This is a genomic window from Bacillus sp. MYb78 (assembly GCF_002975115.1).
In the GTDB taxonomy this organism is placed as follows: domain Bacteria; phylum Bacillota; class Bacilli; order Bacillales; family Bacillaceae_G; genus Bacillus_A; species Bacillus_A cereus.
In genome coordinates this window covers 1-16,027 of record NZ_PCOB01000007.1, presented here as the reverse complement: position 1 = coordinate 16,027, position 16,027 = coordinate 1, and the positions used below count along the sequence as shown (strand labels likewise).

Here is a 16,027-nt window from a genome sequence, read left to right as displayed (position 1 = left end):
TTACTTAATTGCCTCATGAACTTTTAATTGTTTCCCTTTAATCGTTGTAGTCTTCATGACTTTCAAGACAAGCGGTCCTTTTCCATTTAATATTTCAACGTAAGAAACGTTATCTTGTATCGTAATAATGCCTATATCTTCTGCTGTAACACCTTTAATTTTAGCAATTGTACCGACGAAATCTACCGCCCTAATTTTCTTTTTCTTCCCGCCATTAAAGTACAGCTTCATAATGCCTTTGTTTATGTCCGCATTTTTATCTTTCTTTATAATTGGTTTAGCATGTATCTTTTCTTCAAATGCAGCTTTCTCTTTCATAACTTCTTCTTTTGAAGGTCCAATTGCCTTTGGAATTTCAAAGCCAATATATTCCTCAATCTCTTCTAAAAATCTATTTTCATATGGTGTTATAAATGTAATAGCTTTTCCACTATTTCCAGCTCGTCCCGTTCTTCCAGTACGATGTACATAGCTTTCTTTTTCAAGTGGAATATCATAATTAATAACATGTGTAATATTATCAATATCAATTCCTCTCGCAGCTACGTCTGTTGCTACTAAATAACGGAATTTTCCTTTTCTAAAATCATCCATGACTTCAAAACGATCTTCTTGTACCATACCACCATGTATTTTGTCGCAAGGATAATTAGCTCGGTTTAACTGTCTATATACATGATCTACATTTTCTTGTGTACGGCAGAAAATAATACAACTATCAGGATTCTCAATCGTTGTTACATCTTTAAGTAGTGAAAGCTTCTCGTCTTCTATCACCTCAAAAAGAGTATGTTCAATTTTATCCGTCGTAATCCCAGCTGCTTTAATTTCAATATGAGTTGGTGAATTCATATATGTACGAGACAATTTTTCAACATCTTCTGGAAGTGTTGCTGAAAATAACATTGTCATTCTTTTTATAGGTAATTCATCAATAATTGCCTCTACTTGATCGATAAAGCCCATATTTAGCATCTCATCTGCTTCATCAATAACTAAATACTTCAAACACTCTAAAGAAAGGGTACCCTTTTCAATATGATCCAACACACGACCAGGGGTCCCAACTACAATATGTGTCTTTTGCTTTAATTCTAATTTTTGACGTGCAAATGGAGATTTCCCATAAACTGCCGCAGCCTTAATCCTTTTGAATCGACCTATATTCGTAATATCTTCTTTTACTTGTACCGCAAGCTCTCTCGTTGGTGTTAAAACTAATGCTTGTGGTTTATTCTCTTCCCACTCCACCATTTCACAAAGTGGAATACCAAATGAAGCTGTTTTTCCACTTCCAGTCTGAGATTTCACGACAAGGTCTTTCTTTTGCAATGCAACTGGAATAACCTCTCCTTGTACTTCTGTTGGATGATCATATCCTAATCCAGTAAGTGCCCTTACAATTTCCTTACTTAATTTATAATCAGAAAAACTTTTTTTACTCATATATTAACCTCATTTTATTCTATATTATTTTCTTTTTTATCTTTTATATGCGTTACTATCACTTTACTTATTATACTTGAAACCTCACATAAAAAGGTGAATCATGCCAGATTCATCTTTTTATATAGAAATAAACCTTTTCATTTCATATATTGTTCAACTAATTGATCACATCTTTTACTCGTATTGTTAGCATTAACCTTTTCATAGTATCCTCTAGCCCTCCCCAAAGGTAAAAAGCACATATACACCCTGTGGAATTATCTCAATTTTCCCACCTTTTATAAAACGAACAATATAAATGAAAATACATTTTAAATTCGTTTTTAACGTCATTTCTCATATATATAATCTGTTTTTCAAAAAAATGTTAAGAAATCCTTTGACTTCTTAATAAAAATAATGTAAATTATCCTATGGACGAACATTTTTAATTAATAAAAATAAAATATTCGTATTTTAGGGGTGTAAATGATGGAAAACGTATTCGACTATGAAGATATTCAATTAATTCCTGCAAAATGCATTGTAAATAGCCGCTCTGAATGTGATACAACTGTCACTTTAGGAAAACATAAATTTAAATTACCTGTCGTGCCTGCAAATATGCAAACGATTATTGATGAAAGAATCGCAACTTATTTAGCTGAAAACAATTACTTCTATATTATGCATCGTTTCCAACCAGAGAAACGAATCTCATTCATTAGAGATATGCAATCACGTGGATTAATCGCTTCTATCAGCGTTGGTGTAAAAGAGGACGAATATGAATTCGTACAACAATTAGCTGCTGAGCACCTTACACCTGAATATATCACGATTGATATCGCACACGGTCATTCTAATGCTGTGATTAACATGATTCAACATATTAAAAAACATTTACCAGAGAGCTTCGTTATCGCTGGAAACGTTGGAACTCCCGAAGCGGTAAGAGAATTAGAAAATGCTGGTGCCGATGCAACAAAAGTTGGTATTGGACCTGGTAAAGTTTGTATTACTAAAATTAAAACAGGCTTCGGAACTGGTGGTTGGCAGCTAGCTGCACTTCGTTGGTGTGCAAAAGCTGCAAGTAAGCCAATTATCGCTGATGGTGGTATTCGTACACACGGCGACGTAGCTAAATCTATTCGATTTGGGGCAACTATGGTCATGATCGGTTCTCTATTCGCTGGTCACGAAGAGTCTCCAGGGGAAACAATTGAAAGAGATGGCAAACTTTATAAAGAATACTTCGGTTCTGCTTCTGAATTCCAAAAGGGTGAGAAGAAAAACGTTGAAGGTAAGAAAATGTTCGTTGAGCATAAAGGTTCTTTAGAAGATACGTTAATCGAAATGGAACAAGATCTTCAATCTTCTATCTCTTACGCTGGTGGAACAAAACTAGATGCTATTCGTACTGTAGATTATGTTGTCGTGAAAAACTCGATTTTCAATGGTGACAAAGTATATTAATTCTTAAATTTAAAAAGAAGGAGAAGCATTTCTATGCTTCTCCTTCTTTTTCATATATAAAAATGTTAAATATTTTTATTTTACTGAATTTTCTAGTATCATATTTTTAGATGCTTTTAATAAGGAGGATATAAGACATGAAAACTATAATTGAGAATCGTCTTGTTCGTGCGAAAGTACCTAACGAACTAAAATGGGATTTGTCTGATTTGTATAAGTCCAATGATGAGTGGCATACCGCATTAAACATATTAGAAAATGATATACAGAAACTTGATGCATTTAAAGGACGTTTACATACTAACTCCACAACTTTATTAAATTGCCTACTTTTAGAAGAAGAGCTTTTAATGAAGTTAACAAAACTGTACTCATATGCAAATTTAAAAGAATCTACTGATCGTACAAATCCAGTTATTCAAGCGAACTCTTCCAAAATTTCTGCTTTATGGACGAAAGTACATACTGCACTATCCTTTATTCATAATGAAATCCTCTCATTCGACGAAGGAACAATTGAAAAATATTTAACTGAAGAAACAAAACTCGAACCTTTCCGTAAGTCGTTACTAGAAATACTCAAAAAAAGGCAGCACACACTCTCTCCTGAAACAGAAGAAACACTTGCTGCACTTGGCGAAGTTCATAGTTCTCCATACAAAATTTACGGCATGACTAAATTGGCAGATATGGATTTCACTTCTATACAAGACGAACAAGGAAACGAACTCCCTGTTTCTTTCGCATTATTTGAAAGCAAATATGAATTTTCTCCAAGCGCATACATACGTAGAAAAGCATACTCATCATTTGTTTCCACCTTGAAACGATATAAAAATACAGTTGCGACGACATATGCTACTGAAGTAAAAAAACAAGTAACACTTTCTCGTTTACGTAAATATGAATCCGTTACCCATATGCTATTAGAACCACAAAAGGTTCCACTTGAAATGTATAACAACCAACTTGATATTATTTATAAAGAATTAGCACCTCATATGCGCCGTTTTGCAGATTTAAAAAAGAAAGTATTAGGACTCGATCAAATGCTTTTCTGCGACTTACATGCACCTTTAGATCCCGAATTTAATCCAACGATTACTTATGAAGAAGCAGCCACGCTCATTCAAGATTCTTTAAAAGTATTAGGCGATGAATATAGTTCCATAATCGAAAAAGGATTCAAAGAAAGATGGGTAGATCTTGCAGATAACGTAGGCAAATCAACAGGGGCATTTTGCTCAAGTCCATACGGCTCTCATCCCTATATTTTAATTACATGGCAAAATACGATGCGTGGATGCTTCACATTAGCACATGAATTTGGACATGCTGGTCATTTCTATTTAGCAAATAAAAACCAACGTATCATGAACGTACGCCCATCTATGTACTTTGTTGAAGCACCATCAACTATGAATGAATTACTATTAGCTCAGTATATACTAGCGACTACTGACGATAAGAGGATGCACAGATGGGTCATTCTACAACTACTCGGCACATATTATCACAACTTTGTTACCCATTTACTTGAGGGTGAATACCAACGTAGAGTATATGCTCTAGCAGAAGGAGGACAGGCCCTTACAGCTACAACTTTAACTGAAATTAAAACAAATGTCCTTTCGACATTCTGGGGAGATTCTGTAGAAATCGATGAAGGTGCGGGCTTAACTTGGATGCGTCAGCCTCATTATTATATGGGTCTATATTCTTACACATATTCCGCAGGCCTCACTGCATCTACTGCAGTAGCTCAAATGATTAAAGATGAAGGACAACCTGCTATTGATCGTTGGTTAGATGTGCTTCGCGCTGGTGGTACAATGAAACCACTTGAACTAATGAAACATGCCGGAATAGATATGTCAAAACCAGATGCAATCCGTCAAGCTGTTTCTTACGTTGGTTCATTAATTGATGAATTAGAGCATTCTTATCAAGAATAAAAAATAAGCCCTCGCTTTATGAGGGCTTATTTCATATTTACTTCCCAAACCTTTTACGATATCCACATTTCCTACAAAGCTCTTCAACCGCAACTCTTTTGGAAAATCCATCGACAATGTTTGTTGCTCTTTCACCTTCTATAATGTTAGAAAATGAATCATTATTAATATTTCCAAGGTTAATAATCCCTTCACCATCTAAACAACAAGGAATAACCGTCCCATTCGCTAAAATCCCTGCTTGATTACGAAGTCCATGACAGAATCCTTTCCCATCATCCTCTTCTTCATGTAATGCTGGCCACTGGAATTCATAGTCTTGATTAATAAAGACACGTTCTGCAATTTTTATACCTTTTCCTGGTGTAAGCTTCTCTTCAATCTGATAAGATAGATCAAATTCATTTTCAATTATGGATAATAACTCCCTATTTTTCTGAATTTCAGCATTTGTTTTATTATCCTGAGTTAAATTCCATAACCTTAACGATACAATTAAATCTGATTGACTTGTCGCTTCCCTAATGAAGGAAAGTATACTCCTTACATAGCCCTCTTTATCTTGCGAACCTGGGTGTCCATCAAAACTATGCAGTGAAAAATTCATTTGTCTTAACGCGGGCTTATTTAACAGCCTATGCCTTCTCTTATTAATTAACGTTCCGTTCGTTGTAATATTAACTTTAAACCCTTTTTCATGACTTAAGTCTAATAGTTGATCTATTTTCGGATGGAGCAACGGCTCACCCTTCACGTGCAAATAAATGTAGTCTGTGTGAGGTTTAATTTGGTCTAATCTTTTAGCAAAATCCTCTACAGAAATGAATTGCTTCTGCCTTTCCGTCGGCGGACAAAAGCTACACGCAAGATTACATACACTCGTAATCTCCAAGTAAAACTTCTTAAACTTCTTCACCTTTAATTCCTCACTTCTCTAACTACTTATACTTTTTCCTCTTCATATTACAGCATATTTTTATGGAAATAGAAACATACTTATTTTAGGAAATCTACATACCATCTAATAATATTTAAAAGACCATCGGTAATTTTTGTCCAATGGTCTTTTTATCCTTTTTATATGCAAAGAATAAATTTATTTATGATACGGTTCATCATAACTATTCTAAATAAGCTTATTTTTTATTATTTTCATAATTAAATTTAACAAAAAAGGTAGTGCCTTCCGATCCTGTTTGAATTTCTATTTTTGCATTATGGCGGGCAGCAATGGCATAACATACACCTAATCCCAATCCAGTTCCATTATGTTTGGTCGTGTAAAATGGCGTACCCAGTTTCTCTAATACTTCAGGCCTGATACCTTGTCCTTGATCCTGCACTGCAAGCACCACACAATTTTGACCTTCCTTGTAGGTGCTAATGGTTAGAACTTTCCCTGTACTCATCGCTTCTAAGCCATTACGATATAGATTCATTAATAATTGCCGTATCTCATTACGATTTAAAAGTAATTTCGGAATGTCATTTGTATCGAATTGAATATATTTATTTTGATTATACGTATCAATCTTTATTAAAGGAATAATATCGCGGATAAGTGAATTTAAATCTAACATCTGCAAATCCAATTTCCTTGTATTACCCATTGAGAGAAATTCAGTAATAATAGAATTGGCACGGTTAAGTTCTTCAATCATTAAATGAAAGTACTTATTATGTTTCTCATAGGTATTCTCTTCTTTTAATAACTGCAAAAATCCTAGTACCGTTGTCATTGGATTTCTAATTTCATGGCTGATACCTGCTGCCATTTGCCCTATTAAATCAATGTTAGATAATCTTTTCAATTCCTGTTCATATTTCTTTTTTTCCGTTATGTTTTTAAAAATACAACAAATACCATCATCATACGGGTATGCAATAACTTCGTGCCAATATTCATCTGCAGTAGAAAGAAATTCGAAATGAACTGTAGTTCGTTCTGACATCGCACGATGAAATTCCTTATACATAACTGTGTCGATATCACTCGGGAAAACATCCCATATATTCTTTCCTAATACATCTTTTGCTGTTTTTCTTTGCGGAAAATATTGGTGCTTATTTACGTACGTAAATTCCCATTTATTATTTAAAGTAAAGAATCCATCCGTAATACATTCAATCACACTTGTAACTTTTTCATTAGCAGCAGCTAGCTCTCCCGTTCGCTCTTCCACTATACTTTCTAGTTTATCCATATATAACAAATTTGAAAACGTAGGGGCTGTGGCATCAACGATAGATTTTGCTAGTTGAATTTGAGAATTATCGTAATTGTGAGCTTTTCCTTCTTTCCCAACGACGATTACCCCTAATACTTCTCCCATTGAAATCAATGGGATCATCAATAAATCCTTACTATCTATATTTTTTGTTTGAATAACTTCTTGGATCTTGGCTTCATAACTTTTCTCTGTCCAATCAGCTTCTGTCCAATCACAGCCCTTACTTAATTTCGTTGTTTTAATCGTTGTTTTGTCTAGCGGATCTAGAAGATGGGCAGTCATATTTTTACTCTCTAAAATCTGTTCTAAGTAAAAAAAGCATTTATCAAAACTCTCCTGTATCGAGGAACACATTGATAAATCACGGGTAACATTTAATAACAGCTGCTTCTCAACAATAAGGTCTTCCTTTTGTGTTAAATTATTTGCGTTTTGAATTGCGACCGCGGCCATATTTACATAAGCTTCAACACTTTGAATTTCTGAATCTGTTAAGTTCATCGGAATCCCATAATCAAATAAAAAAACCAGACCAAATAACTCTTGCCTAAATGAGATAGGCAGAGCTAATAAGGACTTAATTTTAAACGCATCAACTGGTCTCGGATCTGGTCGATGATCCTTTGAGGTATCAGGAATATAGATGGTTTTTTTCGTTTCAATAACTTCTTTTGCCAGTAAGTCTATTTCAGGATCCACTACCTGAGTATCGAGTGTTACGCCATTTATGGTCTCTGGTTTTCCTGCAAACCCTCTAAATGTTCCATCTTCCTGGGGTAAATAAATTCCAACAGCATCGCACCTAACAATCTCCTCTGATATCGCCATTGTCACACGCTGCAATACTTCACGTAGTTCTAATTTCGTATTTATTATTTTTGTTATATTCGCGAGCCTAGAATATCTCGTCTGATCACTTACCATTCACATAGCCTCCAGTTATAGGCATAATAAAATAAATATGATAATATCAGCGTCTTACCTTTGTTTTACATAGAATATTTTACTTATGATACGGTTCCCCACGATTAATCCGAAACGCTCTATACACTTGCTCAAGCAACACTAATCGCATTAATTGGTGTGGTAACGTCATCTTTGAAAAAGAAAGTGATTCGTTTGAACGCTTCATTACTTCTGAACTTAGTCCGAGTGATCCACCAATTACAAATGCGACTTTACTCTTTCCATATGTAGCAAGGCGATCTAGACTGACCGCAAATTCTTCTGATGACTTTTGCTTTCCTTCTATAGCTAATGCAATCACATGCGTGTCATCAGAAATCTTATCCAGTATACGTATACCTTCTTTTTCCTTTACAATTAACATTTCTGCTTCACTTAAATTTTCTGGTGCCTTTTCATCTGGCAATTCAATTACTTCTACTTTTGCGTATGCTGATAATCGTTTTAAGTATTCTGCTATACCTTGTTTCAAATATTTTTCTTTTAATTTCCCAATTGAAATAATCGAGATATTCACACGTATCCTCCACCTTACAAACATGTTATCCACAAAACTTATCCACATATCCACAAACACTACCCACATATTGTGTAAGAATCTGTGTTCGATACAACATATGTCGCCTCATTTTGACAAAATTCACATGTTTTTTTCTCTTTTTCTGAGTTATCCACACTGTTGATAACCGGTGCAACTTCACACTCATCCACAATAATATCTAACGCTAATTCAACATGTTCTAAACAACAAGGTAAATTCATTTTCTTCACCTCACTTTTCTACAATAGAAAACAGGAGGTAGGCCCTCCTGTTTTTAATACTTTTGAATGCCTAATTTCACTGTTGTTGTTACTCTTTTTGTACCACGATAAAACGTAAGAGTCATTTTATCATTAATTTCCTTATCATATAAGGCCGTGCGGAATCCAATAATATCGCGAATCGGTTTTCCATCTACTGCCACAATAACATCATGTTCTCTTAAACCAGCATCCGCGCCTGGCGAAGGACTTTTCACATCCAAAATACAAACTCCTTCTGTTACAGTACCTGGTAAATGTAATGTTTTTGACCAATAATAGTTTGGAATTTCATTTAATGACCTAAGTTCAATCCCAACATACGGTCTTCTTACTTTTCCATACTTCTCAAGTTCATTCATAATCGGAACAGCCCTAGTCACTGGAATAGCCAGTCCGATTCCTTCTACTTCTTTTGCAGCAATTTTCATTGAATTAATACCAATTAATTGTCCTGCTGCATTTACAAGCGCACCGCCACTATTCCCTGGGTTAATCGCCGCATCTGTTTGTAACACTTCTACTTGCCAATCATAATGTCCATCTTGATCTAAATCTACAGGGACAATACGTTCATTAGCTGAAATAATACCTTGCGTAACAGTTCCAGAGAATTGCAGTCCAAGTGGATTTCCAATCGCAATAACTGGCTCTCCTCTGCGAACAGTATTAGAATCGCCAATTTCAATTATTTTTTTCACATGCTTTGCATCTATTTCTAATACAGCTAAATCTGTGACTACATCGGTTCCTAATACTTTTCCAGGAACCTTCTTACCGTCACTTAGACTTACTTCAATACGATTCGCTCCAGCTACAACATGATTATTCGTTACAATATAAGCTTGACCATCTGTCTTTTTATAAATTACTCCTGATCCTGTACCAGCCTCTGAATCTGCCTCTGAAAAGTTATCTCGTTGAATGTTAATAACACCCACAACAGCTTCAGATGCACGATCAACAGCATCTACAAAGCTAATCTGTTTAATTCCTTGAGCTTCGGCCATATTACTTCCGCTTGCTTCAGCTTGCGGAAGCGTATCAGCAGAATTTGAAAATAAAGGAGCTCCAAACGCAAATAAAGAAGCTCCTACAATTGTTCCCGCTATACTAGAAAGAACTATACCTTTATGCTTCTTTTTTCCTGCACGTTTCATACGATAATTTTCTTCATCAATAAAGGACATATTTGTTCACCCATCTTCCTGAAAACAACTATATTCACCTTTATTGTTTACTAAAATGAAGAATTATACGTATTGAATTTTTGTAGGCATTTTTGGATCTGTATCGTGAATTTCAAAGGATTCACCCACTCCAAATCCTTTTTCCTCTAGTACTTGTGATACTGACATACGAGCTAGTTCTTTCATGTTATTATCTAAGCTTAAATGGGCTAAATAAATATGCTTTGTCTCATCTGTAATTACATCTGCCATCGCTAATGCAGCATCCTCATTACAAACATGCCCAACGTCGCTTAAAATGCGTCGTTTAATGCTCCATGGGTAACGTCCCATACGAAGCATTTCCACATCATGATTACTTTCAAATACGAAAGCATTAGCTCCCTTAATAACGCCCTTCATACGGTCACTTACGTATCCCGTATCTGTAATAAGCGCTAATTTCCTATTATTATTATGGAAAGCATAAAACATCGGTTCAGCCGCATCATGAGAAACTCCAAATGATTCGACTTCAATATCACCAAATGTTTTCAAATCCCCAACTGAGAAAATGAATTTTTGCTCAGTTGGGATATTTCCTATTAAATGTTCCATTGCATTCCATGTTTTCTCATTCGCATAAACGGGTAAATCATATTTTCGCGCCAATACACCTAACCCTTTAATATGATCACTATGCTCATGTGTTACAAGAATACCTGATACATCATTTATATTCAGTTCTGCTTGTTTAAATAAAGCCTCTGTCGCTTTACCACTTAAACCTGCATCGACTAGTAATTTTTTTTCATCGGTTCCTACGTATAGCATATTTCCTGTACTTCCACTTGCAAGTACGCTAAAATGCAACCCCATTATTTCTCACTCCAGTATGTTCATCAACCACTTGATTTTCCTTTTCCCCTAATTCCATAACTTGTCCTTCAATTGCATTCACAAAGAAGTCCTGCTTTTGCTCCGTTTTTAAATTCCACGTTGGAGCAAGTACTTGGTTATTAGAAGTAGATGCGGTAAGAGTGGCATAACCAATTTGCGCTTCTTTAACATGTGTATTTCCATGAATTTTATTTTTTAAATACAAATTTTCTAAAGCTGTTTGAGCCGTAATAATTTCTTGCTCTTTCGTTTTTTCACCTTCGCCCATTTCTTTTAAATCAGTTAGCATTGTCTGCGTATATGAAACAAGTTCATTTTTTTCATTTAATTCCACAACAATCATCGCCTGATTATTATAGAAAATAGGCTTATCTTTATATTTTTGGAAGAAATAAATTTTAGAGTCTTTCACCGCTCCAAATTCATACTTTTGTCCATCCAATACATAGTTCTTCAAAAATTCATTATACTTATCTTTTGATAATGATTTCGTATTTAAAAAAGGCTCTTTTAGCTTACTTTCTATCGTGTACATATTTTGTATATGCGCCGTTTGATTTTTCAAAGACTGTATATCATCTTCTTTAAAGGCTTTATTTTCCGCTCTAATAAATGACTCTTTCTTCGGTTCCTTAGGGATATTCCCTATAGTAATTTTATTTGCTTTTAATTCTTGATCTATCTTTGTTTCTGCAATAAGCTCCAATTGATTACTATCTTGCTTTTGAATGAATTGAAAAATGAGAAAGAGGTCCAAAACAAAAAAGGTCACAATAAATATGGTTTTAATTCGATCCCAATCCATTTAGTCCTCCCTCACTCCACTCATAGATTTGCTGTTTACCCGTTTCACCTTCAACAAGCTTTACATACCAAATTGGTTGTAGTCGAACTACTTGCCCATCTAGTGATAACTTGTATCCAATACCAATATCCTTAATTACTTGTTTCTTTATCTCTGGATTATTTTCTAGGGATGCTATTACAACATGCCCTGACGGAAGAGTAACTTTCTGTTCTATGCCTTTAGTATTTAAAGACAGCAACGGTCTTTCATATTCCATTACTTCTTCTGATCCCCATTTTTGTCTCAATTCAGCTAATCCATCTGTATTGAATACGGAATATCCATCTTCATGTAAGCGAAATACTGTCTCTCCTTTATTCATATAGTCCAAACGATATGAATCCAAACTTCCACTGTGACCACTTACAAATTCAAAGCTTTTTTGTAACAGCATTAAATTATCTATCGTTTTCTCAGTTAAGACAGAAGAGTTTTTATACTTTAGCATGTGACGATCGTTTTCAATTTCCATGGATCTAATACCATCTGTAAATGTTTCTTTCGATATCTCAGTAATCGGACTTAAATAACGAGGATCACTAAACAGAGCATTCTTAAACGTATCAACTGCTAAATTAGATGAAATATATGTTATATTGTTTAACTCTGTCGTGCCATCTGGTAAAAATAACTTTTTCATATCATTGATTTGATAATCAAAATAGGGCTTTGCTGATACTATAAATTGATTTTGAGCATTTACAATATCTTTTAAATACACACCACTTAATTTTGCCTCATATATTTTAAAGTTATCACCATCAGAAACAAAGTTAATTTTAATTTCTTGATCCTTACTCCTAGAAGGATCAAGGAGAATACGATTAAAATGTTTAGGCTTATCTGTACTTTTCTCTTTCATGTTAAACATAGATTTAACTGCATCAAATGGGATATCAGTAGGGAAAACAAGTTCAATTTTCCCTTCACCATGCACATAGGATAGGAAATCACCCTTAGTGATTGATATCTCTCTAAACTCATGTAGTTCCCCTACTTCCAAAGGCTTATAGATTGATTCTATATCTGCCTCTCTTCTGCTCCCATAATGATTTTTATCTTTATGCACGATGATAGAAGTAGGACGGACAACATCGGAAATTTTAGTTTGATTCGTTCCTTCATTGCCCTGTACAAATTTTGCGTTTTGCATGGATGTAGAATCTGGCACATACGTCCATAGGTTAAAAGTAAGAAACAGGCTAATTACAACTAGGTTAATTAAAACTATTGTTTTAAAGTTTTCCATACTCATTCCCAATCGTCCTCTTCATCTGCTGCCATTGGTAACGTGAAATAAATAGTTGTCCCTTTTCCTTCTTCACTCTTCGCCCAAATAGAGCCACCATGTGCCTCGATCATTTCTTTTGCAATTGCTAATCCAAGTCCCGTACCACCCATTTGTCTTGAACGAGCTTTATCTACGCGATAAAAACGTTCAAAGATTTTATCAACGTTTTCTTTTGGAATACCCATTCCTTGGTCACTTACGCTAATTTCTAATAAATCACCGCGATCACGTAAGCGATATGTTACTGTTCCACCTTCTGGTGAATACTTTAATGCGTTAGAAATAATGTTATACAGCACTTGAGTAATTTTGTCAGTATCCATATCAATAAACCTAGACTTCTTAGAGAAAGATCGTTTGAAACTTACATTTTGTTCTTTAGACATTTCAAAGCGATCAATAATATTATTAAAGAAATCAGTAAAGTCGACCCATTCTTTCATTAAACGGTGCTCTGTACTATCAAGTTTAGATAGCTGTAACAACGCATTTACAAGTCTAATCATTCTTTCTGTTTCTTCTTGTGTAACCGTTAAAAATTGTGGTGCAATATTCGGATCCTGCCATGCTCCATCTGTAAGTGCCTCTAAATAACTGCGCATTGTCGTTAATGGCGTCCTTAATTCATGAGAGACATTCGCCACAAACTCACGGCGTTCCCTTTCTATACGCTCCTGCTCTGTTACATCATATAATACGGCAATTAAACCATTTGCCTTCCCTGTTTCTTTTTGAATAACAGAGAAACTAGCACGTAAAATATATGGTTCATTTCTCGTACTAAAATCTAATAAAACAGAATCTGGCTCTTCATATAAATGATCGAGCGTAAATTCTTCCTGTATCCCTAATACCTCTAAAACAGATTGATCGAGCGCTGTTTCACGAGAAACATTTAACATTTTTTCCGCAGGGTCATTTAGTAAAATAATATCCCCTTTTCGGTCAGTAGCAATTACTCCATCTGTCATATGAGATAAAACAGATGATAGTTTACGCCTTTCACTTTCTGTAGAAGAACGAGCTTGTTGTAATTTTTTTGATAAATTATTGAAGGATAATGCCAGTTGTCCAATTTCATCATGGCTATGCACCTTTACTTTTCTCGAATAATTTCCTTTTGCCATTTCGATTGCTTGTCTCCGCATATCTGAAATTGGTCTTGTAATTGTTTGAGCCAATAAAATCCCAAGTACGGCCGTTACTAATAAGGCAATTACTGTTCCCGTAGCAAAAATTTGATTTATATCCTTCATTTGTTTATATACATCTTCCATAGATGCAACGATGTATATAACACCAAGCGCATCCTTGCCATTATCATCTAGAATCGGAGTAAGCATAACTTGAACACGATGGCCTGTACTACCATCCTTCTCAATTTTCACTTCTGGCTTTTTTTGCACCAACACTCGCTGAACAGCTATATCAGTTGATGTTCTATTCACCTTATTCTGCTTTGATTCATCTGAAATAGCCAGTAACTTTCTATGCGAATCAAATACACTTACCTCTTGTATAACTTTTTTTTGATCAGAGGCAAACTTTCGAATAGAAGTTTTAATCGTTTCATCTGTTGACTCTGTTTCTGCTTTTGTATAACTTTTTTTAAATTCTTGTTTCAAGTTATATGATAATAAGTTTGTTTGCTGCGTTAAAGAATCCCTAAAACCTTGTACTAGGCTCTTCTCTAATTCCCTTACAAAATATACCCCAATAACTTGCATCGCTATTAATATTAATAGCATATATATAAGCACAAATTTTAAATGAATAGATTGAAAAAAACCAACTTTCTTCATATACTATTCCTGCTCTGGGTCACGCAAGTAATACCCTACTCCACGTCTAGTTACAATTAAAGTAGGATGGCTTGGATTATCTTCAATTTTTTCACGCAAACGACGTACTGTTACGTCTACTGTGCGCACATCTCCAAAATAGTCATAACCCCAAACTGTTTGTAATAAATGTTCGCGTGTCATAACTTGTCCTAAGTGTTTCGCTAAATAATGTAGCAACTCAAATTCACGATGTGTAAGCTCGATATTTTCCTCGCGCTTCGTTACACTATATGCATTTGGATTAATAACAATTGGTCCAATAACCATTTCTGTATTTTCTTCTTTTTCTGCAGCACCACCTTGTTGGTGACGGCGTAAATTCGCCTTCACACGAGCAAGTAATTCTCTCGTGCTAAATGGCTTCGTTACATAATCATCTGCCCCAAGCTCAAGCCCTAATACTTTATCAATCTCAGAGTCCTTTGCTGTAAGCATAATAATCGGCATTTCTGAACTTTTACGTATTTCACGACAAACCTCTAAGCCATCTTTACCTGGTAGCATAATATCTAATAAAACCATATCTGGTTGTTCTTCATTAGCTTTTTCAATTGCTTCATCACCATCATGCGCCATTACTATTTCAAAACCTTCTTTTTCTAGGTTAAACTTCAAAATATCTGCAATCGGCTTTTCATCATCAACTACTAAAATTTTCTTTCCCATCATCGTCTATTTCCTCCTTATAAAAATATGGTCAATAATCCCTAAACATATTGATGTTTACATAGTATGTCCTATATGACCGCATCCTTTGTTTAAGTATTTTCTCCTCTATTCTCATAGACTCATGTATGATCCACTTTTACACGGAATCCTATACGATCTATAGAAAAACCTCTAGCTTCAACTGCTAGAGGCTCCTCGTTCTATTTTAAAATAACTACTCAGTTTTGTAAAATTACATAAATAAAAAGGATATTAAGTGGGCCCACTTAATATCCTGAGAGTGGCTCGGGACGGAATCGAACCGCCGACACGAGGATTTTCAGTCCTCTGCTCTACCGACTGAGCTACCGAGCCAAAACTATATATAAAACCACTAATGGTGGTATAAACAAAAGTGGCGGTCCCGACCGGGGTCGAACCGGCGATCTCCTGCGTGACAGGCAGGCATGT

Annotated in this window: 13 protein-coding genes and 1 tRNA gene; 2 read left to right on the top strand and 12 right to left on the bottom strand. The window is 35.0% G+C overall.

What is annotated here, in order from left to right:
* Positions 1 to 1,446: a DEAD/DEAH box helicase gene (locus CQ064_RS15655; protein WP_000039339.1), complete on the bottom strand. Its 1,446-nt coding sequence runs from the start codon at positions 1,444 to 1,446 to the stop codon at positions 1 to 3.
* 474 nt (positions 1,447 to 1,920) lie between these two features.
* On the opposite strand from CQ064_RS15655, the gene guaC reads away from it, so the two are divergent.
* Positions 1,921 to 2,904 carry a GMP reductase gene (guaC, locus tag CQ064_RS15650; protein WP_000432435.1) on the top strand — a complete coding sequence of 328 codons (984 nt, stop codon included), beginning with the start codon at positions 1,921 to 1,923 and terminating at the stop codon, positions 2,902 to 2,904.
* 137 nt (positions 2,905 to 3,041) lie between these two features.
* On the top strand, positions 3,042 to 4,859 hold the full coding sequence (gene pepF / locus CQ064_RS15645; RefSeq protein WP_000848817.1) for an oligoendopeptidase F: 1,818 nt from the start codon (positions 3,042 to 3,044) through the stop codon (positions 4,857 to 4,859).
* Between the two features lie 37 nt (positions 4,860 to 4,896).
* Here pepF and CQ064_RS15640 read toward each other — a convergent pair whose 3' ends face one another.
* From CQ064_RS15640 to CQ064_RS15590, 11 genes are all read right to left on the bottom strand, one after another.
* Positions 4,897 to 5,775 (bottom strand): radical SAM/SPASM domain-containing protein, encoded by an 879-nt coding sequence (locus CQ064_RS15640; RefSeq protein ID WP_000713633.1) that lies wholly within the window; start codon positions 5,773 to 5,775, stop codon positions 4,897 to 4,899.
* Positions 5,776 to 5,995: 220 nt separating this feature from the next.
* Positions 5,996 to 8,014 (bottom strand): GAF domain-containing sensor histidine kinase, encoded by a 2,019-nt coding sequence (locus tag CQ064_RS15635; RefSeq protein WP_000253127.1) that lies wholly within the window; start codon positions 8,012 to 8,014, stop codon positions 5,996 to 5,998.
* Between the two features lie 79 nt (positions 8,015 to 8,093).
* A complete protein-coding gene (gene rlmH / locus CQ064_RS15630; RefSeq protein ID WP_001027003.1) occupies positions 8,094 to 8,573 on the bottom strand; it encodes a 23S rRNA (pseudouridine(1915)-N(3))-methyltransferase RlmH in 480 nt (159 codons plus the stop codon).
* A 59-nt stretch (positions 8,574 to 8,632) separates the two neighbouring features.
* Positions 8,633 to 8,818, bottom strand: coding sequence for a CxxH/CxxC protein (locus CQ064_RS15625; protein ID WP_001052834.1), 186 nt, complete (start codon positions 8,816 to 8,818; stop codon positions 8,633 to 8,635).
* Between the two features lie 53 nt (positions 8,819 to 8,871).
* On the bottom strand, positions 8,872 to 10,047 hold the full coding sequence (locus CQ064_RS15620; protein WP_000008031.1) for a S1C family serine protease: 1,176 nt from the start codon (positions 10,045 to 10,047) through the stop codon (positions 8,872 to 8,874).
* A 63-nt stretch (positions 10,048 to 10,110) separates the two neighbouring features.
* The gene (locus CQ064_RS15615; protein WP_000522834.1) at positions 10,111 to 10,905 is read right to left on the bottom strand and encodes an MBL fold metallo-hydrolase; all 795 of its coding nucleotides are present in this window, start codon (positions 10,903 to 10,905) and stop codon (positions 10,111 to 10,113) included.
* A complete protein-coding gene (locus CQ064_RS15610; protein ID WP_000383720.1) occupies positions 10,889 to 11,731 on the bottom strand; it encodes a two-component system regulatory protein YycI in 843 nt (280 codons plus the stop codon). The genes CQ064_RS15615 and CQ064_RS15610 overlap by 17 nt, the downstream gene beginning before the upstream one ends.
* Positions 11,712 to 13,028, bottom strand: a complete 1,317-nt coding sequence (locus CQ064_RS15605; RefSeq protein WP_000061569.1) for a YycH family regulatory protein — start codon at positions 13,026 to 13,028, stop codon at positions 11,712 to 11,714. The genes CQ064_RS15610 and CQ064_RS15605 overlap by 20 nt, the downstream gene beginning before the upstream one ends.
* The gene (gene walK / locus CQ064_RS15600) at positions 13,025 to 14,866 is read right to left on the bottom strand and encodes a cell wall metabolism sensor histidine kinase WalK (protein WP_000755367.1); all 1,842 of its coding nucleotides are present in this window, start codon (positions 14,864 to 14,866) and stop codon (positions 13,025 to 13,027) included. The genes CQ064_RS15605 and walK overlap by 4 nt, the downstream gene beginning before the upstream one ends.
* Before the next feature lie 3 nt (positions 14,867 to 14,869).
* Positions 14,870 to 15,577 (bottom strand): cell wall metabolism DNA-binding response regulator WalR, encoded by a 708-nt coding sequence (gene walR, locus CQ064_RS15595; RefSeq protein WP_000971865.1) that lies wholly within the window; start codon positions 15,575 to 15,577, stop codon positions 14,870 to 14,872.
* A 281-nt stretch (positions 15,578 to 15,858) separates the two neighbouring features.
* A tRNA-Phe gene (locus tag CQ064_RS15590) sits at positions 15,859 to 15,931 on the bottom strand.
* Positions 15,932 to 16,027 lie beyond the last annotated feature (96 nt).